Here is a 19,238-nt window from a genome sequence, read left to right as displayed (position 1 = left end):
AGCACGCAGCGGTCATGCGCTCACCTGCGAGGCAAAGTCGAGACTATTGCCGGTGCGGGGGCGGCGTCGTGGATTGTGCAGAAAACTGACTCATCAGTTCGTCGGCTCCGTGACCTTGCCGTCGACCCCAGCGTTCGCCAAACGTTTGAATTGCGTCGAGCAGAACGCCATACAGCCCCAACGTGGGTCACTAGGGTCAGCAGTGCAACCTTGGAGAAAGAGGTAAGGCCATGGCAGACACACTCTCTGAAGGACAGAAACTCGAGAGGGGGGGATCGCTCACCTCCAACAACGGGGCGTACACGTTGACGTTGCAGGACGATGGCAACCTCGTGCTGGCGGCACGGGGAGAAGCGGTGTGGGCCACAGGCACAAACGGCCAGAACGTGGTGCGCGCTGAAGTCCAGACCGACGGCAACTTCGTGCTCTACACGTCAGATAAGCCGGTGTGGCACACCGACACCAAGGGCAAGAAGGACGTCAAGCTCGTCCTGCAGGACGACCGCAACCTGGTGCTGTACGCCGCCGACGGGCCGGCCTGGTCGACGAAGACCGACACCAAGGAAGCGCCACCGGCCGCGCCTGAGACGGCACCAGAAGAGGTGGCTCCCGCGGCAGTCGAGGAGCCGGCCCCGGCGGCCGAGCCCAAAGCGGCACCCGCTCCCGCTGCCCCGCCACCGCCACCGCCGCCGCCACCGCCACCGCCAGCGCCGCGGACCTACACGGTGGTCTCCGGTGACACGTTGTGGGCCATCGCGGAGCGTTTCTACGGCGATGGCAACAAGTATCAAGTGATCGCGGACGCCAGCGGGATTTCGAATCCTGATCTGATCCATCCCGGCCAGGTACTGACGATTCCCTGACTGAACGCAAGGCAACGGTGGCCCGGAACGAAAGATGCCATGTCACCGTCGGCTGTGGGCGCTCGCCGTTGTGGCGGCCGCCGCAGTGGAGCCGGTGACGGGAATCGAACCCGCGTTCTCAGCTTGGGAAGCTGATGTTCTGCCATTGAACTACACCGGCTGGTTTGAGCACGAAGGCTAGCATCCGAGCGGCTACGCTCGTCGGGTGCTGCTCTCCGACCGCGACATCCGCGCCGAGATCGCCGCCGAGCGACTGAGTCTCGACCCGTTCGACGACACTCTGGTCCAGCCGTCGAGCATCGACGTCCGCCTCGACAGCTTGTTCCGCGTCTTCAACAACACGCGCTACACCCACATCGATCCGGCCAAGCAGCAGGACGAGCTCACCAGCCTGGTGCAGCCCGAACCCGGCGAGCCGTTCGTGCTGCATCCCGGCGAGTTCGTGCTGGGCTCGACGCTGGAGCTGTGCACGCTGCCCGACGACTTGGCCGGCCGCCTGGAAGGAAAGTCCTCGCTGGGCCGCTTAGGACTGCTGACGCATTCCACCGCGGGCTTCATCGATCCGGGGTTCTCCGGCCACATCACCCTCGAGCTGTCCAACGTCGCCAACCTCCCGATCACGTTGTGGCCGGGCATGAAGATCGGCCAGCTGTGCCTGCTGCGACTGACCAGCCCCGCCGAGCATCCCTACGGCAGCGCCAAGGCCGGGTCGAAGTACCAGGGCCAGCGGGGCCCGACACCGTCGCGCTCGTATCAGAACTTCATCAAGTCCAGCTGAACGTCGACGCATGGTGAGCACGCGGTAACCGCACAGAAACACGAAACAATCCGGAAACACGCGCGCCCCGCGACCGAAATCTGAAGCCGAAATGCTCGTCCCCGACCGGGAGGAGCCCCATGGACGCGATCGATCCGGCCGCGACGGCCTGGCTGCTGGCGGCGACGGCGATGGTGCTGTTGATGACGCCTGGTCTGGCGATCTTCTACGGCGGCATGGTCCGCACCACCGGCGTGCTCAACATGATCATGATGTGCTTCATCTCGATCCCGTTGTGCACGGTCGCGTGGTTGCTCGCCGGCTACAGCGTGGCGTTCTCCGACGACGCCGGCGGCGGGTTGATCGGCAACCTGAGCCACTTCGGGATGCTCGGCATCGATCCGACCACGCTGCGCGGCGAAGTTCCCGAACTGCTGTTCGCGACCTTCCAGCTCACCTTCGCGATCGTCACCGCCGCGCTCATCAGCGGTGCGATCGCCGACCGGGCCCGGTTCGCGGCCTGGATGGTGTTCGTTCCGGTGTGGACGGTCGCGGTGTACGCCGTCGTCGCGCACTGGGTGTGGGGGCCTGGCGGCTGGCTCTTCGAGTTCGGCGTGCTCGACTATGCCGGCGGTCTGGTCGTCGAGATCGTCTCTGGCGCTTCCGCTTTGGCGCTCGCCCTGGTGCTCGGCCCGCGGATCGGCTTCAAGAAGGACGCCATGCGCCCGCACAACCTGCCGTTCGTGTTGCTCGGTGCCGGGTTGCTGTGGTTCGGCTGGTTCGGGTTCAACGCCGGGTCGGCGCTGGCCGCCAACGGCACCGCGGCCGCGGTGTTCCTCAACACGCTGGTGGCCGGCTGCCTCGGCATGCTCGGCTGGATCACCGTCGAGCGGCTCCGCGACGGCAAGCCGACCACCTTCGGCGCCGCCTCGGGTGTGGTCGCCGGCCTGGTAGCGATCACACCGTCGTGCGGGACGGTCAACACGCTCGGCGCGTTCATCGTCGGCGCTGCCGCCGGAGTGGTCTGCTCGTTCGCGGTGGGGCTGAAGTTCCGATGGGGTTATGACGACTCGCTCGACGTGGTCGGCGTGCACTTCGTCGGCGGGGTCGTCGGTGTGCTGCTGATCGGCCTGATCGCCACCGAGGTGATGACCGCCGGTCCGTCGGGCCTGTTCTACGGCGGCGGACTGACCCAACTCGGCAAGCAGTCACTGGCGGTCGTGGTCGTCGCCGCCTATGCGTTCACCGCCTCTTACGTGATCGCCAAGATGATCGACCGGGGGATGGGCTTCCGGGTCAGCCCCGAGGACGAGACCACCGGGGTCGACTTCACCCAGCACGCCGAGACCGCCTACGCGGAGGGTGTGCACGGCCATGTGCCGACGAGGCGCCCTGGGTTGGGTGGACTCGGGGCCCTCGAAACACCCGGAACACCACAGCCGGCGGAAACCGCCGAAGAGAGTTGAACCGCCGGGCGCTTTCGGTCGTTGACACGAGTAGGGTCTAGATACCGGAGTCGGCCGTACCCGTGCCGTCCACACGCCGGCCGTGGCTGATCGTCCCTAGCAAATGCGGGTTCGGGTGTAACGCCCGCGCTGCTCAGGACGATAAGGCACTAGTCGGCGGCTTGTGCGGAACGAGACACCGGTCGACGATCCAGGCAACGTAGCAAATACTCATGGAGGGGCAGTGGACATCGTACTGGGTGTGTCGATGACACCTGCGACGGTCCGCATCGTGCTGGTCGAAGGCGAGAAAGCCGACGGGGCGACCGTCGATCACGACGTCTTCGATGTGAGCGAAAGTGAGGGTTCGGCAACGTCGGGCGCGGCCGCCCAGGTGGTGGATGCGGTGCTCGGCACCAAGGAGAGCGCCGAGGCCGGCGGCCACGAACTCAAGGCCATCGGCGTCACGTGGAGCGACCACGCCGAGGCGGCGCAACTGCGCGACCTGCTGGCCGCCCGCGGCATCGACGACGTCATGCTCGTCTCCGACGGCCACGCCGCTGCCGCGCTCGCGCAGGCCGTCGGCCGGGCGGTCGGCTACGACACCACCGCGCTGTTGTTCATCGACCGCGACACCGCCACGCTCTCGGTCGTGCAGACCGACGACGGGTCGGTGGTCAAGGTGCTGGGCCGCACCCTGCACAGCCACGACGCGATGGCCGTGCTCGCCGACATGGCCGCCGCCGTCGACGCCCAGGACACGCGTCCGCAGGGCATGTTCGTCGTCGGTTCGGGCGTCGACGTCAGCTCGGTGAAGAGCCACCTCGCGAACCTGGTGAGCCTGCCGGTTCATGCCCCCGACGAGCCCGAGATGGCGTTGGCCCGCGGCGCCGCGCTGGCGGCGGCCAACGCGCCCGCGTTCGAAGCCTCGACGGTCGGACTCGCCTACTCGCAGGACCCCGACGGCACCACAGCGGGCTCGGTGTATGCCGGGCTGGCTGGCGCCCAGACGCAGCTCGCCCCCGCCGGGGGTGACGGCGCCTACCTCGACACCGACGAGCCGCAAACCGACCTGTCACCCGCCTCCAACGACGACCGCAAGCCGTTCCTGCTCGTCGGCAGCGCTTTGACGTCGATCTTCGTCGTCGGCGTTGTGGCGCTGGTGATCTCGCTGGCCGTCAGCATCCGCCCGACCGCCGACCAGCGACCCAGTCCCGGCCAGAGCGCTATCGTGCCCAGTTCCGTCGCGCCCGCGCCGCCGCCTCCGCCGGTGGAGCAGGCGCAGCCGGTCCAGGCGCCACCGCCGCCGGCTGAGACCATCAAGGCGCCGGTACCCGTGGTCCAGGAGCAGCCCGCGCCGCAGTCGCCGCGGACCGTCTACGTCGAGGCGCCTGCCCCGGCACCGCAAGCGCCCGCCCCCGCTCCCGCACCGGCGGCTCCGCCGCCCGCTCCGGCCGCACCCCCGCCGGCCCCGGCCCCGGTGGCGCCCGCACCAGTTCCGGCGTACGTGCCGCCGGCGGTGGCGCCGCCCTACCTTTACCCGCGGCCCCAGAACCCGTGGAGTCCGCCGTGGTCGCCGCGGCCGACGTGGACTCCGCCGAAGTCGCCGCCGTGGACCCCGCCGTGGCAGGACGAACCGGAAGAGCCGGAGTGGCCCGACCTCGAGACGCCGCCGTGGCAGAACGGGTCCGGCAACGGGTCCGGCGGCTATCCCGGTTCGGGCAACTACCCCGGGTCCGGGTCCGGCGGTAACTCCGGCAGCGGCTCCGGGCGGTACCCCGGCAGCGGATCCGGTGACGACGGGCCCCGACGCTCGGGCGGCTCGTCCGGTGGTGGCGGGTCGAACTGCTTCCTGATCTTCTGCGGATAGGCACACTCGTAACCTGACGTTGGCCTGCCGCTCAGTGTCGCGTCGCGGTTAGCTCACACCGGCCGCATATCAATGCCGTATGCGGTGCACCGTCTTCGGCACGGGTTATCTCGGAGCCACCCACGCGGCCGGCATGGCCGAGCTGGGCCACGAGGTGATCGGCGTCGACGTCGATGCGGGCAAGGTCGCCAAGCTCGCATCCGGAGAGATTCCGTTCTACGAGCCGGGCCTGCGAAACATGTTGCGGGACAATCTCACAGCCGGTCGGCTGACGTTCACCACCGACTACGACGCCGCGGCCGAATTCGCCGACGTGCACTTCCTCGGTGTCGGCACGCCGCAGAAGAAGGGCGAGTACGGCGCCGACCTGCGCCACGTGCACGCGGTGATCGACACGCTGGTGCCGCGGCTGCGACGGTCGGCCGTCATCGTCGGCAAGTCGACGGTGCCGGTGGGCACCGCCGCCGAACTCGGCGACCGGGCGCGCGCACTCGCGCCGGCCGGGGTCGACGTCGAGATCGCCTGGAACCCGGAGTTCCTTCGCGAGGGCTTCGCCGTACACGACACCCTGCACCCCGACCGCATCGTCCTTGGGGTGCAACGGAACTCGACGTCGGCCGAGCCGGCGATCCGCGAGTTGTACGCGCCGCTGCTGGCGCAGCAGGTGCCACTTCTGGTCACCGACCTGCAGACCGCCGAGTTGGCCAAGGTGTCCGCAAACGCGTTCCTGGCCACCAAGATCTCGTTCATCAACGCGATCTCCGAGGTCTGCGAGGCCGTCGACGCCGATGTCACGCTCCTCGCCGACGCGCTGGGCTACGACTCACGGATCGGTCGCCGGTTCTTGAACGCCGGCCTGGGTTTCGGCGGAGGTTGCCTGCCCAAGGACATCCGCGCGTTCATGGCGCGTGCCGGCGAACTGGGCGCCAACCACGCACTGACGTTCCTGCGCGAGGTGGACAGCATCAACATGCGTCGGCGCACCCGGATGGTCGAACTGACGACCGCCGCCTGCGGCGGTTCGCTGCTCGGCGCGAACATCGCCGTGCTCGGCGCCGCGTTCAAGCCCGAGTCCGACGACGTGCGCGACTCACCCGCGCTCAACGTCGCGGGCATGCTGCAACTCAACGGCGCCACGGTCAGCGTGTACGACCCGAAGGCGATGGAGAACTCCCGCCGGGTGTTTCCGACGCTGACCTACGCGACGTCTGTCACCGAAGCCTGCGCACGCGCCGACGCCGTGCTTGTGCTCACCGAATGGCGCGAGTTCGTCGAGCTGGACCCCGCCGACCTGGCCGACGTCGTGCACGCGAAAGTGATTGTCGACGGCCGCAATTGCCTCGACGTCGGCCGGTGGACGCAAGCCGGCTGGCAGGTGCACTGCCTCGGCAGGGGTGCGAGCTTGCCCGCTCGGTAGGCTGGGGCCACCTGACCGAACCGCCAATCGGGTCAAGGGAGGCCACGTGGAACCGATTCGTCACGCTCGGCGGGCCGGACCCATCCGCCACCGGATTCGATGGCTGGCCGTACACGGGTTCGTGCGTGGCGCCTCGAAACTGCTCGCCCTTCGCGGCGACGTGCAGGGCAGGCTGATCGCGGACCCGGCCGTGCGCGTCGACCCGGTGGCGTTCACCGAGGAACTGCGCGCGCGAGGGCCGATGGTCAAGGGCCGCGTCATGCACATCACCGTCGACCACGCGATCGCCAGCGATCTGCTGCGGTCCGACGACTACCACGTCCTGCCGATCGGGTCGAACCTGCCCAAACCCTTGCAATGGGTCGCGAACCACACCAAGACCGGGCTGCTGTATCCGCTGGAACCGCCGTCGATGCTGTCGGTGGAACCGCCCGAGCACACCCGCTACCGCAAACTGGTGTCCTCGGTGTTCACCACCAGAGCCGTTGCCACACTGAAGGACCGGGTGCAGGCCACCGCCGATTCGCTGCTCGACGACCTCGCCGGCGCCGGAACCGTCGATGTGGTCGATCGGTACTGCTCGCAGCTGCCGGTCGCCGTGATCGGCGACATCCTCGGTGTTCCCGACGAGGCCAGACCCCGCATCCTGGAGTTCGGCGAGCTCGGTGCGCCGAGCCTCGACATCGGCCTGACCTGGGCGCAGTACCGCAACGTCTACCGGGGTGTCGAAGGCTTCAACGACTGGCTCTCCGAGCACCTCGAAGAGCTGCGCCGCCATCCGGGTGACGACTTGATGAGCCAGCTGATCGCGGCGTCCGACGAAGGCGCGCGGCTCGACCAAAGTGAGCTGATGGCCACCGCGGGACTGGTACTCGCGGCCGGTTTCGAAACGACCGTCAATCTACTGGGCAACGGAATTCGGATGCTGCTCGACCATCCGTGGCACCTGGACACGCTGTCGGAGCGTCCGGAATTGTGGCCCACCGCGGTCGAGGAGATCTTGCGCCTCGACCCCCCGGTGCAGCTCACCGCGCGGGTGGCGAAGAAGGACACCGAGATCGCGGGCACGCGGGTCCGGCCCGGCAAGGGCGTGATCCTCTACATCGCGGGCGCCAACCGCGACCCGAACGTGTTCGCCGACCCGCATCGCTTCGACCTCGAACGTGAGAACGCCGGCAGGCATCTGTCGTTCTCCGGTGGCAGGCACTTCTGCCTGGGAGCGGCGCTGGCGCGCGCGGAGGGCGAGGTGGGGCTGCGCACATTCTTCGAGCGGTTCCCCGATGCGCGGTTGGCCGGTGCCGGCAACCGGCGCGAGACCCGGGTGCTGCGTGGATGGGCGTCGCTGCCGATCGCGCTGGGCACAGCTCGCGCACGTATCGGTGCGCCGTCCTGACGCGATCGGCGGTTTCCGCATCGAGTATTGAGTACGTTCGGAGCGTGGATTTCCGAGCCGCGCTGCTCGACCAGACCCGGGCCTTCGGGGAACTGATCCGCAGTGCAGACCCGTCAACGCCCGTGCCGACCTGCCCCGGCTGGACGCTCAAGCAACTGTTCCGCCACGTCGGCCGCGGAAACCGTTGGGCCGCACAGATCATCGCCGAACGCCGGATGGCTACGCTCGATCCGCGCGATGTCCGCGACGGCAGGCCACCCGACGACCCCGACGGCGCGACCGACTGGCTCAACCAGGGGGCGCGGCTGATCGTCGACGCGGTCGAGCGGGTCGGCCCCGCCACTCGGGTGTGGACGTTTCGCGGTCCCCGCCCGGCGGGCTGGTGGATCCGTCGACGGTTGCATGAGGTCACAGTTCACCATGCGGATGCGGCGCTGGCCCTCGGCGTCGAGTACGACCCGCCGCCCGACCTCGCCGCCGACGCGATCAGCGAATGGGTCGAGTTGATAGCGAGCAATACGACGCAACCCGCGCTCGACCGCGGCCGCAGCATTCACATGCACGCGACCGACGACGGCCTCGGGCCGACCGGTGAGTGGACCATCGTCCACGACGAGGAAGGTGTCTGGTGGTCGCACAACCACACCAAGGCCGACACCGCTCTGCGTGGCCCCGCCACCGATCTGCTGCTGGCGATCACCCGCCGGCGCGCGGCAGGCGACCTCGGCGTCGAAGTGCTGGGTGATGCCGCTGTCTGGGACGGGTGGCTGGAGCGGACGTCGTTCTGACGGCGTACCTTCTCGGCCATGACCAATTTGACACGCTAAAGCGCTAGCGGCTGTTGCAAGCAGAATCGCATTGAAACTGAAGGCTTTAACGCCGATTGGTTAAGTGTCATCTCAGGTTTCTCCTGACTCACAACGAGATTCGCGACTAGTTCAGTGGCTGCTGCAGATGCGTTAGTCAGGAGAGTAAGCAGCCGCATTTTGCGCACACTCACACGCTGCGAAACGGTGTGCTTGACAACTAAACTAGCACTAACTTAGTTTATGGACATGGCTCAGGTAAGCCGCCGCAGGATCGGACGACCGCCGGCTTCCGATGCGGAACCGACGGGCGAGCGGATCTTGGCGGCTGCGCTTCGGTTGTTCGCCGAGCAGGGTTTCGCCGGCACATCGGTGCGCCAGATCGCCGCCGCTGTAGGGGTAACCGACGCCGCGCTGTATTCGCACTTCCCCAGCAAGCAGGCGATCTTGAACCGGCTCATCGAATCGATGGGGCCACCGACGCCCGAATTGCTGGGCTTCGATGCGTCCGATGCGGTCGAGGCCGGGCCGCGGGTGGCCATTTCTGCAGCGGTCGATCGGCTGCTGGCCTACTGGAGTCAGCCCGACATTCGGATGTTCTCCGCGGTTCTGCTTCGCGAAGAGAGCCGCGCGTCGACGGCCATCCACGTAGCCGGAGCGATCGAAGCGGCACGCGAGGCCCTTACTCCGGTGTTCGCCCGGTGGCAGGAAGCCGGACAACTCCGCACCGATTTGCCGGCGCGACAGATTGTTTGGGAGCTCATTGCCCCCCTCAACGTGATCCGCTTCCTGTATCTCGGCCACAACTCGCGTCCCGACGAAGTTGACCGCGCGCGGCAGATGGCCGCCGAGCACCTCGACTACTTCCTCGCCTGCACGATCACCGACACCACGGAAAGGAGCACCACGCGATGATCTCCACGTACTCCAAAGAATTCATCGCCGCCACAGTGGCGGCTTGCGCCGCGATCATCGGCTTCAACCTCCACCCCTCCCCGGTGACGATGTGGTGGACCTTCATCCCGTGCATGGTCATCGCCTACTGCTGCCACCTGGCAAGCACGGCCCGGCACACCGCCGACCCCGCTCGCATACTCCCGATCTACCTCATCGCGCTGGCCTGGCAGTTTCTGCACTTCGCCGACGAATTCCAGGGAGGGTTCTACCGACGCTGGCCCGAGGACATCTTCGGCGCCCGCAGCATGTCCACCGAGTTCTTCGTCTGGGGCAACATGGCGAGCTACGCAGTTTTCGCCCTCGCCGGCTTGGCCATGTACCTGAGGCTGCCGCGCCGTGTGCCCATGCTGATCGTCTGGTTCTTCGCGGTCATGGGCGTCATGGGCAACGCCATCAGCCACACGTTGTACTGCTTTATCACCGGTGACCTGGGCTTCCCCGGCTTCTGGACGTCACTCGCTTACTGGATCATCGGCCCGGTCCTGATCTACCGACTGTGGACTTCACGCAGCGAAGGCCATCGGGTGGCTTCCGATCATGGGGGCAACATGGTCTCCGCGTCCGGTCAGCGACCCTGAAATAACACGGTCCCCCCGATCGCCGCAGGCGCCGACACCGAACCATCCACGCCGTCTTTCCCGAGGGCATCGAGAACCTGTTCCCGATGCGCGACCTCAGGGATGAACCCAACGGTCGAAAGTCTCTGCCGCCCCTCCTGCTTACCGCGCACCTGGGCTGAGTATCGGCTGGCCAAGCCCGCCAGGAACCGGCGCAGGGCAGCCGTCCACGCACGAAGCCTGATCGCCGGTTAAATGTAGGCCACGAGACCCGTTTTAGGGCAACGTCTTACACATGACACTGACGCAAAGATCAGGTTAAACAACGCAATCCACGTGAGACGTTACAGATAAGCGGTGCGTACGCACACTTCATAACGGTCCCAATCGAACCCCGTGCGTTTGGCGCATGCAGTGGCGGGGCCTTCGAGTGTGCTTGTTGTGATTCCCAAGATGAGCGTGGACGCTAGTACCGCGGCGGCGCGGAATGCTGCCAGGAATGTCATGAATGCCAGCTACTTTCGGGCCGTGGCTATAGCGACTGACAGCTCGAGAACCAGTTCGTCGTCGTGGACGAAGTCTTGCCAACGCGCGACGACGTCATCTTCGAGTCTTCGTCGGTGGCCGTCATCCGCCCCTAAGACGAGGCCCGCTATAGGTGTGACTTCGAGGTATTCCCAAAGGAATTCGGCCGGTGGCGGGAGTCGCAACGTCTTCGTCATGGTCTTGACGGTCACGTCTTGGAAGTGAGCGCCGTCCAACAGCCGGCGAAGTTCAGTTTCGCTCACTGAGAAGACCGCCCGTAGGAAACCGGGGAGATCAGGATTGATGTGGCGGCCAAGAGCATCAGCCATGATCTCGAACAGTCGCGGCATCGCTCCCGGCACGTTGACGGCGACGCGGCCACCCGGCGACAGCACCCGCCACATCTCGCTCACTGCCGCGGCTCGGTCGGGAAAGAACATCAGCCCGAGCTGACACGACGCCAAGTCGTAGGACTCATCGGCAAGCGGGAGAGCTTCGGCGCTTCCCTGCCGCCACTCAATTACGGCACCGGACGGTGCGGCGCTTGCGCGGGCAACCTCCAGCATTTCAGGGGTGAGATCCACTCCGACGACTTTCCCGGTGGGTCCCACCCGCTCGGCGGCCAGACGGGTGACGACGCCGGTTCCGCACGCGATGTCGACGACGTATTCACCCGACTCGGGTGCGGCCGCCTCGATGAGATCGTCGGCCAACGGCGCGGGAATGAGCGGGACGAAATTGGTCGCGTAATTCTCGGCTTCGGTTCGCCGGAGGTCACGATAATCAACTTGTTGAGACATGGTGAGACGGTACAAACGGCAACGCTCTCGTCGCGTCGACCGAATCGACCATTTCGCTGCGATAGCCGTGGTCAGTTCTGACCACTCGTCCCTCAGACGAGGTGTTGCTCGTAGGCGTAGGCGGTGGCCGCCGACCGGGACGACAAGCCGAGCTTCGTGAAGATGTTCTGCAGATGGCGCGCGACGGTGTGCTCGCTGAGCACGAGGCTCGCGCCGATCTCTCGGTTGGTCTTGCCGGCGGCGACAAGCCGTAACACCTCGCATTCGCGTGCGGTCAGCATGCCCTTCGGCCCCTGCGGACTCCCGACGAGTTCGGCCAAGCGTCGCATGTCTGGCTTGGCGCCGAGCCGGTCAAAGCCGTCACGTGCCGCGTCGAATTCCATTGCTGCGGAGTCGAAGTCGCCAAGCGCCCGGCACGCCAGCCCGCACTGGACCCGAGTTCGAGCGGCTTCGTAAGGCATTGCCAGGTCCCGCCACCCGGCCGATGCGCGGTGCAAGGCGGCAAGCGCCCCGGCGGCGTCGCCCTCGGCCAGCAGCGTCGACCCGTCGGCGTGAGCGGCGACCGCGCGCAGGAACGGAGCGTCGATGGTTTCGGCGAGCCCGGAGAGTTCGTCGGCGCTCGTCCGCGCTGCCGCGACGTCGCCGCTCGTGAGCATGATCTCGACGTGAGCCGCCAATGCGGCCGGCCGGCCGAAGGGATCTGAGCTTTCGTCCACCGCGCGGCGGATGGCGGTCGTCGCTGCGTCGAGTTTTCCCTCGGCCATTCGGAGTAAGGCCAAGCCGGGCAACGGCTCTCGTCCAGATTGGTGGGCCTGCCGGTATGCGGCCTCAGCGTCGTCGAATTCCCCGCGCAGCCGGTGCAGCTCCGCTCGCTGGTAGGCGGCCAGCCCGAAAGTAGGGTGTGGCGTCGGGTGTGACAGGTGTTCGCAAGCCTGACGGGCCGCGGTCGTCGCCTTGGACCACTCGCCGTGGATCTGCAAAATCTGCGCGCGATGCACGAGGCATTGGCCGCGGTAGGGGACGAGGCCGGGCTGGGCGTCACACCACTCGCTCAGTGCCACGGTCCACTCGGTTGCTCGCCGCAGGTCGAACGCGCCCATACACGTCTCGATGACGGCGCAGTAAACGATGCCGGCCGGGATGGGCGACACTTCGCCCGCGGTGACGCTCACCATCGCTTCATCGAGCAGCGCCACACCCCGCGCCGTCTCACCGCCGGTGACCGACGCCTGACCTTGCCCCAACCGAGCGAGGGCCGCCAGGTCCGGGTCGGCGAACCGTGCCGCGATCCTGCCGGCCTCGGCGAACATCGCAAACGATTCGGCCGAGTCCCCACTCGTCCACAACTGAAGGCCGGCGGATACGAGTAGGTAACCGCGGGCGGCGCAGTCCAGCTCGCGGTCCTCCACGAGCCGGCCCACCCGCGCGAGCCATCCGCCGCCGCGTGCGCCGTTGCCTGCAAGCAGCTGTGTGAGCGCCAGCCAGAACCCGCACTCTGCGGCGCGGCCGGGGTCGTCGCGCGCCAAGTGCGCGGAGTAGGCCTGTTCCCAGGCTCGAGTACTTTCCTCGTCCCTTCCCAGCAGGTAGGTGGCAATGGCGAGGCGTTCGAGATCGTTCGCATCGAGATCGCGCTGCGCGCTGGCCTGGATCAGGGTGTCGTAAACCTCGGGCCACGCCCGGTGTTCAAAGGCGTCCTGCGCCCTGTCGGTGGCCGCCATCATCTCAGTCTGGCGCATTGTGAGGCGACACAGGTGCCGATCGTCGGCCGGTAGGCGTCGCCAGCACCGCGGCGATACCCGTCGTCAGCGGAACCGACAATGCCAACGCGATACCGCCGACCGCCGAACGGGCGATCTCGATGGCCACACTCTCGCTGGTGAGCACGTCGCCGAGGGCCCGGTTGGCGACGCTGAACAGCAGCAGCAACGGCAGCGCACTGCCCGCATAGGCCAGCACCAGGGTGTAGACCGTGCTCGCGATGTGGTCGCGACCAACCCGCATGGCAGCCACGAAGATCGCCCGCCGCGTAGCCCCCTCGAGTTGGGCAAGCTCGAACACGGTGGATGCCTGCGTGACCGTGACGTCGTTGAGTACGCCCAGTGACCCGATGATGAATCCGGCCAGCAGCAGCCCGGTGATCGACACATTGCCGAGGTAAGTCGCGACCGCATTGTTCTCCTCCTCGGACAGGCCGGTGAGGTGAGCAAATTCTATTGCGGCCCAAGATAATACCGCTGCGAGGAGCAGGGATGTCAGTGTGCCCAGCAGCGCCGCGCTGGTGCGCAAACTCACGCCGTGTGCAAGGTAGATCACCGCGTAAAGGATCAGCGCCGATGCCACCAATGCGACGGGAATGGCGGCGGCTCCGTCCCGTAGGGCCGGCAGCATGAACACGACGAGCACCGCGAATGCGACGAGGATGCCGACGAGCGCACGCAACCCGCGCCATCCGGCGACCGCGACAACCACCACTGCGAACGCCGCGGCCAGCCCGGTCAACGGCCACGCCCGTTCGTAGTCGTAGAAGGAGTAGGTCGTCGTACCGGTCGGGTCGACCTGGCGGGTGATCCGGATCTGGTCACCGACCGCGAGTTGGGGCTGCCCCGGCCCGCCGCTGAACTGCAGCAGGGTGTGGGCACCCCGGTTCGGGCCGGAGTCGATCGCGATGAGCGAGTGCACGCAATTGGCGTTGCCGCCCTCCGCCGGTACCGGTTCGGTCGTCAGCACCGCTCCCACGGACGGCCCGCCGCAGACGGCTGCGCTGCTGGACACCACGTGGCCGGCCTCGGTGGTGACCGCTCCGCCTTCGGCGTTCTGGAACGGCAGCGGGATGTCGGTCTTCTGCTGGCTTGGCCACAGCCAGGTGGCGCCGACCAAGACGGCCAACCCGATCGCGATCAACAGGCCGACGACGACCTTCGCTGCGATGGGCCCGAGCGGCGCTGGACCCTGCAGGGAGTGCGAGTGTCCGTGCGAGTGCGTCACGGACTACAGCGTAGAGAAGGCCGCTACTGCCGGTAGCTGACGAGGAAGTTACCCAGCCGCTCGATGGCGTTGGCCAGATCACGGGCCCACGGCAGCGTCACGATGCGCAGGTGATCCGGTGTCGGCCAGTTGAAACCGGTGCCCTGTGTGACGAGGATCTTCTCTTGCAGCAGCAGATCCAGAACCAGCTGCTCGTCGTCGACGATGTCGTAGACCTCGGGGTCCAGGCGCGGGAATGCGTAAAGCGCGCCTTGGGGTTTCACGCAGGACACGCCGGGAATCTCGTTGAGCATCTGCCAGGCCACGTCGCGCTGCTCGCGCAGCCGGCCGCCCGGCAACACCAGGTCCTCGATGCTTTGATGTCCGCCGAGGGCGACCTGAATCGCATGCTGCGCAGGCACATTCGGGCACAACCGCATGTTCGCGAGCAGGCTGATGCCCTCGATGAAGCTGCCGGCGTTCTCCTTCGGCCCGGTGATCACCAGCCATCCGGACCGATACCCGGCCACCCGGTAGGCCTTCGACAGCCCGTTGAAGGTCAGCGTCAGCACATCGGGGGCCACCGACGCCATCGCGATGTGCTCGGCGTCGTCGTAGAGAATCTTGTCGTAGATCTCGTCAGCGAGCAGCAGCAGTTGGTGCTCACGCGCCAATTCAGCGATCTGCTCAAGGGTTTCGCGGCGGTATACCGCGCCGGTCGGGTTGTTCGGATTGATCACGACGATCGCCTTCGTGCGGTCGGTGATCTTGGATTCCAGGTCGGCGATGTCGGGCATCCAGCCCTGCGTCTCGTCGCACAGGTAGTGCACCGGGGTGCCACCGGCCAACGAGGTGCAGGCGGTCCACAGCGGATAGTCCGGCGCTGGGATCAACACCTGGTCGCCGTTGTCCAAAAGCGCCTGCAGCGTCATCTGGATCAGCTCCGAAGCGCCGTTGCCGAGATAGACGTCGTCGACGTCGAATTTCGGGAACCCCTCCACGAGTTCGTAGCGGGTGAACACCGCGCGCCGGGCCGGCATGATTCCCTTGGAGTCGGAGTACCCCTGCGCATACGGCAGCGCCTGGATGATGTCGCGCATGATCACATCGGGCGCCTCGAACCCGAATGGCGCCGGATTGCCGATGTTGAGCTTGAGGATGCGGTGGCCCTCGGCCTCGAGGCGCGAAGCGTGCTCGTGCACCGGACCGCGGATCTCGTAGAGAACGTCCTGCAGCTTGGAAGACTGCGTGAACGTGCGATGCCGCGGGCTGTGCCCCGTGGCATGGATCGGCACCTGGTGCGTGGTCACGCCCTCCATAGTCTCACTGCTGTCCAGCGATTAACGAAAAAGCTGCTCAAATGGGTCAGCGCTTGCCCGGCGGGCGTGCGCCCTTGGCGATTCCGAGACCCTTCACCGGTGGCGGCGCCGGCTTGTCTTCGTTGTCATCAGCGACGGAAGGCTCAGCGGCAGCGGCGGTTTCGCCATCGGTCGCCGACTCCTCTTGTGCCGCAGCGGGTTTCGGGGCAGCAGTCGGCTGCGCTGCCGGAGCTGCCTTCTTGGCGCCCGGCCGGCGGGCACCCGGCGCGATGCCCAGGCCCTTGACCTCGGGCTCGGGCTTGCCATCCAAACCTCGGTCAGAATCCGCGGTATCGGTCTTGGCGCCCGGCACCGCCTTGTCCGGGTCGACGTTCGGCGGCTGGGTGACGGTCGCTTCGCCCGCGTTGGGGGTCTTGGCGGCCTTCTTCGCGCCCGGCCTCTTGGCGCCCGCCGCGATGCCCAGGCCCTTCACCTCGGGCTCCGGCTTGGCCGTTGCCTCGGGTGCCTCAGCGGCCGGTGTCTGAGCGGCCTGAGCGGCCGGTGCGGCCTTCTTGGCGCCGGGTCGCTTGGCCCCAGCCGCGATACCGAGCCCCTTCGCGGGTGCCGCTGCGGCAGCGGGCTTGTCGTCAGCGGCCGGCTTTTCCGCGGCGGCGGCGGCCTTCTTCGCCCCGGGCCGCTTGGCGCCACCCGCGATACCGAGGCCGGTGACCGGCTTGGACCCCGCCGGCTGAGCCGGCGATTCGGTCGCGGTCTGCGCGGCGGGCTCTGGCGTGGCCTCCGCCTCGGCCGGCGCCTCCTCGACCGCCGGCGCCCGCGCGGCCAGCTCGGCGGCGCGTTCCTCGGCCTCCTTGGCCGCCGTGCCCTTCTCGGGCAGCGTGATCGCGGTCTTGTCGAGGGAGCCCAGCAGCAGCTGCGCGACGTCGAGCACCTCGGCCTTCTCCACGTTGCGGGAGGCGGCGACGTCGTCGACACCGTCGGTGATCATCACGCGGCAGAACGGGCAGCCGGTCGCGATCGTCGAGGCGGTGTCCATGGCCTCTTCGGTGCGTTCCACGTTGACGCGCTTGCCGATGTGCTCTTCCATCCACATCCTCGCGCCGCCCGCACCGCAGCACAGGCCACGATCGGCGTGCCGGGGCATCTCGGTCAGCTTCGCGCCCGACGCGCCGATCAGCTCACGCGGCGCCGAGTACTCCTTGTTGTGCCGGCCCAGGTAGCACGGGTCGTGATAGGTGATGTCCATCCCGCCGTCGGCAGGGGTGACCGGAATCAGCTTCTTGTCGCGGACCAGCCGGTTCAACAGCTGCGTGTGGTGCAGCACCGTGAAGTTCCCGCCGAGCTGCGGGTATTCGCGACCCAGGGTGTTGAAGCAGTGCGGGCAGGTGACCACGATCTTGCGGTCCACCCGCTCGACGCCCTCGAAGAGATCGTTGAGCGTCTCGACGTTCTGCGCGGCCAGCTGCTGGAACAGGAACTCGTTGCCCGAGCGGCGGGCCGAGTCGCCGTTGCAGGTTTCCCCCTCGCCGAGCACCAGGTACTTCACGCCCGCGGCGGCGAGCAGCTCGGCGACGGCCTTGGTGGTCTTCTTCGCGCGGTCCTCGTATGCGCCGGCACACCCCACCCAGAACAGGTATTCGTAGCCGTCGAACGACTCGACGTCCTTGCCGTACACCGGCACGTCGAAATCGACCTCGTCGATCCAGTTCGTGCGGTCCTTGGCGTTCTGGCCCCACGGGTTGCCCTTGGTCTCCAGGTTCTTGAACAGCACGCCGAGCTCTCCGGGGAACTCCGACTCCATCATCACCTGGTAGCGCCGCATGTCGACAATGTGGTCGATGTGCTCGATGTCGACCGGGCACTGCTCGACGCACGCCCCGCAGGTCGTACAGGACCACAGCACGTCGGGATCGATGACGCCGCCCTGTTCCTCGGTGCCGACCAGCGGGCGGGTGGCCTGCTCGGGCCCCGAACCCATGATCCGCTCGAAGCCGGACTCGGGAACGTGGTCGTGCGAATGCTCCTCGGAGTGCTTCTCGCCGCGAACTTCCTCGCCGAGACCGCCCTCGGGGGTGTTCTCGAGCGGCGACTCCTTGTCGCCGAGGACATAGGGCGCCTTGGCGAACAGGTGATCGCGCAGGTTCATGATCACGAGCTTGGGCGACAGCGGCTTGCCGGTGTTCCACGCCGGGCACTGCGACTGGCAGCGGCCGCACTCGGTGCACGTGGTCATGTCGAGGTAGGCCTTCCATGTGAAGTCCTCGATCTTGCCGCGGCCCAGCACGGCATCCTCGGGCGGATCCTCGAAGTCGATCGGCTTCCCGTCGTACTCCACCGGAAGCAGCGGACCCAGGCCGTCGGGCAGCCGCTTGAACGTGACGTTGATCGGGGCCAGGCCGATGTGCAGGTGCTTGGAGTGCAGCACGATCAGCAGGAACACCAGCATCACCGCGATGTGCAGCAGCAGCGCGATGGTCTCTATCCACTCGTTGGCGGTGTGGCCCAGCGGGTTCAGCACCCAACCCATGAACTGCGAGAAGAACGCGCCGTTGCCGTACGGCAGGGCATCGGTGTTCACCGCGGCGCCACGCACCAGGGCGTAGGTCCAGATGACGTTGAAGATCATGAACAGGATCAGCCAGGCGCCGCCGGTGTGCGATCCGTAGAAGCGTGAGTCGCGCCCGTGTTCCTTGGGCTCGGTGCGCAACCGGATGATCGCGAAGATGATGATGCCGACCAGCACGGCGACGGCGAAGAAGTCCTGCAGGAATCCCAGCGCGTCCCAGCGGCCGATGAACGGGATGTGGAAGTCGTGGTCGAAGAGCAGCCCGTACGCCTCGAGATAGACCGACGCAAGGATGAAGAAGCCCCACATCGTGAAGAAGTGCGCGATGCCGGGGATCGACCACTTCAAGAGCCGGGTTTGCCCGAACACCTCTTTGATCTGCGTGGTGATCCGCGTGGCGAGGTTGTCTTTGCGGTTGTTCTCCGAGCTGGTCGGCGCCCCGGAACGGATCAGATTCGTCAGCCAGAGCACGCGTTTCGCGGCGAAGACCAGTACGAGTGCCGTCAGCCCGAGGCCGACGACGAGTCTGATCAGCATCTGGGTGTCCACCGCGCGCCTCCCGTTTCTAAGTTACCCAAGAGTAACTTAATGCATGTTACCCGTCGGTAACTTTAGCTCAGGGCCTGCTCAAGCCCGGGGCTCATAGTTACACCTTGCGGGGATGCGCCGCTACGAAGGTTGACCTAACTACGCGCCGTCGCCCGGTTCCGGTGTGACGGGCGCGGGGTCGTCGCCGGTTCCCTCGTCGCTCGGTGCGGGGTTCTCGGGCGTCGATCCGCCGTCCGCTCCGCCGTCGCCCGGACCCGGGTCGATGGGCGGGGGTTCGGATGCCGGAGGCGGCTCGGGCGGAGCTGTTGAAGGCGGTGTCGTCGTCGGCGGGGCCGTGGTGGGCGGCGCGGTGGTTGGTGGAGTCGTCGGTGGCGTGGTGGCCGGTGGGGACGTGACCGGCGGGGGCGTGGTGACCGCCGTCGGCGCCTGCGTGGGGGGGGGGGGGGGGGGACC

14 protein-coding genes, 1 tRNA gene and 1 pseudogene are annotated in these 19,238 nt (G+C 67.1%); 10 read left to right on the top strand and 6 right to left on the bottom strand.

Annotated features, from left to right (window positions below; all coding sequences use genetic code 11):
* Positions 1–230 precede the first annotated feature (230 nt).
* The gene (locus AU187_RS05000; RefSeq protein WP_059166320.1) at positions 231–863 is read left to right on the top strand and encodes a LysM peptidoglycan-binding domain-containing protein; all 633 of its coding nucleotides are present in this window, start codon (positions 231–233) and stop codon (positions 861–863) included.
* A gap of 86 nt (positions 864–949) precedes the next feature.
* Here the strand turns inward: AU187_RS05000 and AU187_RS04995 are convergent.
* Positions 950–1,023, bottom strand: a tRNA-Gly gene (locus tag AU187_RS04995).
* Between the two features lie 45 nt (positions 1,024–1,068).
* Here AU187_RS04995 and dcd point away from each other — a divergent pair.
* The 8 genes from dcd to AU187_RS04955 all read left to right on the top strand — a co-directional run bounded on the left by dcd (position 1,069) and on the right by AU187_RS04955 (position 10,086).
* The gene (gene dcd, locus AU187_RS04990) at positions 1,069–1,641 is read left to right on the top strand and encodes a dCTP deaminase (protein WP_059098673.1); all 573 of its coding nucleotides are present in this window, start codon (positions 1,069–1,071) and stop codon (positions 1,639–1,641) included.
* Positions 1,642–1,760: 119 nt separating this feature from the next.
* A complete protein-coding gene (locus AU187_RS04985) occupies positions 1,761–3,086 on the top strand; it encodes an ammonium transporter (RefSeq protein ID WP_059166319.1) in 1,326 nt (441 codons plus the stop codon).
* Positions 3,087–3,309: 223 nt separating this feature from the next.
* Complete coding sequence (locus AU187_RS04980) at positions 3,310–4,935, top strand: DUF7159 family protein (protein ID WP_059166318.1); 1,626 nt, start codon at positions 3,310–3,312, stop codon at positions 4,933–4,935.
* Positions 4,936–5,014: 79 nt separating this feature from the next.
* Positions 5,015–6,352, top strand: coding sequence for a UDP-glucose dehydrogenase family protein (locus AU187_RS04975; protein WP_059166317.1), 1,338 nt, complete (start codon positions 5,015–5,017; stop codon positions 6,350–6,352).
* Between the two features lie 55 nt (positions 6,353–6,407).
* The gene (locus AU187_RS04970; RefSeq protein ID WP_059166347.1) at positions 6,408–7,745 is read left to right on the top strand and encodes a cytochrome P450; all 1,338 of its coding nucleotides are present in this window, start codon (positions 6,408–6,410) and stop codon (positions 7,743–7,745) included.
* A gap of 44 nt (positions 7,746–7,789) precedes the next feature.
* The gene (locus AU187_RS04965; protein ID WP_059166316.1) at positions 7,790–8,533 is read left to right on the top strand and encodes a maleylpyruvate isomerase family mycothiol-dependent enzyme; all 744 of its coding nucleotides are present in this window, start codon (positions 7,790–7,792) and stop codon (positions 8,531–8,533) included.
* A gap of 267 nt (positions 8,534–8,800) precedes the next feature.
* A complete protein-coding gene (locus AU187_RS04960; protein ID WP_082691752.1) occupies positions 8,801–9,466 on the top strand; it encodes a TetR/AcrR family transcriptional regulator in 666 nt (221 codons plus the stop codon).
* Positions 9,463–10,086, top strand: coding sequence for a hypothetical protein (locus tag AU187_RS04955; RefSeq protein ID WP_059166314.1), 624 nt, complete (start codon positions 9,463–9,465; stop codon positions 10,084–10,086). Before AU187_RS04960 ends, AU187_RS04955 begins: the two co-directional genes overlap by 4 nt.
* Before the next feature lie 494 nt (positions 10,087–10,580).
* Here the strand turns inward: AU187_RS04955 and AU187_RS04950 are convergent, their stop codons facing one another.
* The 5 genes from AU187_RS04950 to AU187_RS04930 form a co-directional block, all read right to left on the bottom strand.
* Positions 10,581–11,390 carry a class I SAM-dependent methyltransferase gene (locus tag AU187_RS04950; protein WP_059166313.1) on the bottom strand — a complete coding sequence of 270 codons (810 nt, stop codon included), beginning with the start codon at positions 11,388–11,390 and terminating at the stop codon, positions 10,581–10,583.
* A 92-nt stretch (positions 11,391–11,482) separates the two neighbouring features.
* On the bottom strand, positions 11,483–13,108 hold the full coding sequence (locus AU187_RS04945; RefSeq protein WP_286131863.1) for a LuxR family transcriptional regulator: 1,626 nt from the start codon (positions 13,106–13,108) through the stop codon (positions 11,483–11,485).
* Positions 13,109–13,112: 4 nt separating this feature from the next.
* Positions 13,113–14,375, bottom strand: coding sequence for a YibE/F family protein (locus AU187_RS04940; protein WP_059166311.1), 1,263 nt, complete (start codon positions 14,373–14,375; stop codon positions 13,113–13,115).
* A 23-nt stretch (positions 14,376–14,398) separates the two neighbouring features.
* Positions 14,399–15,673, bottom strand: a complete 1,275-nt coding sequence (locus tag AU187_RS04935) for a pyridoxal phosphate-dependent aminotransferase (protein WP_059100262.1) — start codon at positions 15,671–15,673, stop codon at positions 14,399–14,401.
* Positions 15,674–15,719: 46 nt separating this feature from the next.
* On the bottom strand, positions 15,720–18,785 hold the full coding sequence (locus tag AU187_RS04930; protein WP_059166310.1) for a heterodisulfide reductase-related iron-sulfur binding cluster: 3,066 nt from the start codon (positions 18,783–18,785) through the stop codon (positions 15,720–15,722).
* 163 nt (positions 18,786–18,948) lie between these two features.
* On the opposite strand from AU187_RS04930, the pseudogene AU187_RS25770 reads away from it, so the two are divergent.
* Positions 18,949–19,238 (top strand): annotated as a pseudogene (locus tag AU187_RS25770) (hypothetical protein); the annotation flags it as partial.

Source organism: Mycobacterium sp. IS-1556, assembly GCF_001499985.1.
In the GTDB taxonomy this organism is placed as follows: Bacteria; Actinomycetota; Actinomycetes; order Mycobacteriales; family Mycobacteriaceae; genus Mycobacterium.
This window is presented reverse-complemented; position numbering and strand designations above follow the sequence as displayed.

Excerpts from the sequence above, each read along its gene's own strand:
- AU187_RS04945 (WP_286131863.1), bottom strand. The coding sequence starts at position 13,108 with ATGGCGGCCACCGACAGGGCGCAGGACGCCTTTGAACACCGGGCGTGG.
- AU187_RS04955 (WP_059166314.1), top strand. The coding sequence starts at position 9,463 with ATGATCTCCACGTACTCCAAAGAATTCATCGCCGCCACAGTGGCGGCT.
- AU187_RS04935 (WP_059100262.1), bottom strand. The coding sequence starts at position 15,673 with ATGGAGGGCGTGACCACGCACCAGGTGCCGATCCATGCCACGGGGCAC.
- AU187_RS04950 (WP_059166313.1), bottom strand. The coding sequence starts at position 11,390 with ATGTCTCAACAAGTTGATTATCGTGACCTCCGGCGAACCGAAGCCGAG.
- AU187_RS04960 (WP_082691752.1), top strand. The coding sequence starts at position 8,801 with ATGGCTCAGGTAAGCCGCCGCAGGATCGGACGACCGCCGGCTTCCGAT.
- AU187_RS04985 (WP_059166319.1), top strand. The coding sequence starts at position 1,761 with ATGGACGCGATCGATCCGGCCGCGACGGCCTGGCTGCTGGCGGCGACG.
- AU187_RS05000 (WP_059166320.1), top strand. The coding sequence starts at position 231 with ATGGCAGACACACTCTCTGAAGGACAGAAACTCGAGAGGGGGGGATCG.
- AU187_RS04975 (WP_059166317.1), top strand. The coding sequence starts at position 5,015 with ATGCGGTGCACCGTCTTCGGCACGGGTTATCTCGGAGCCACCCACGCG.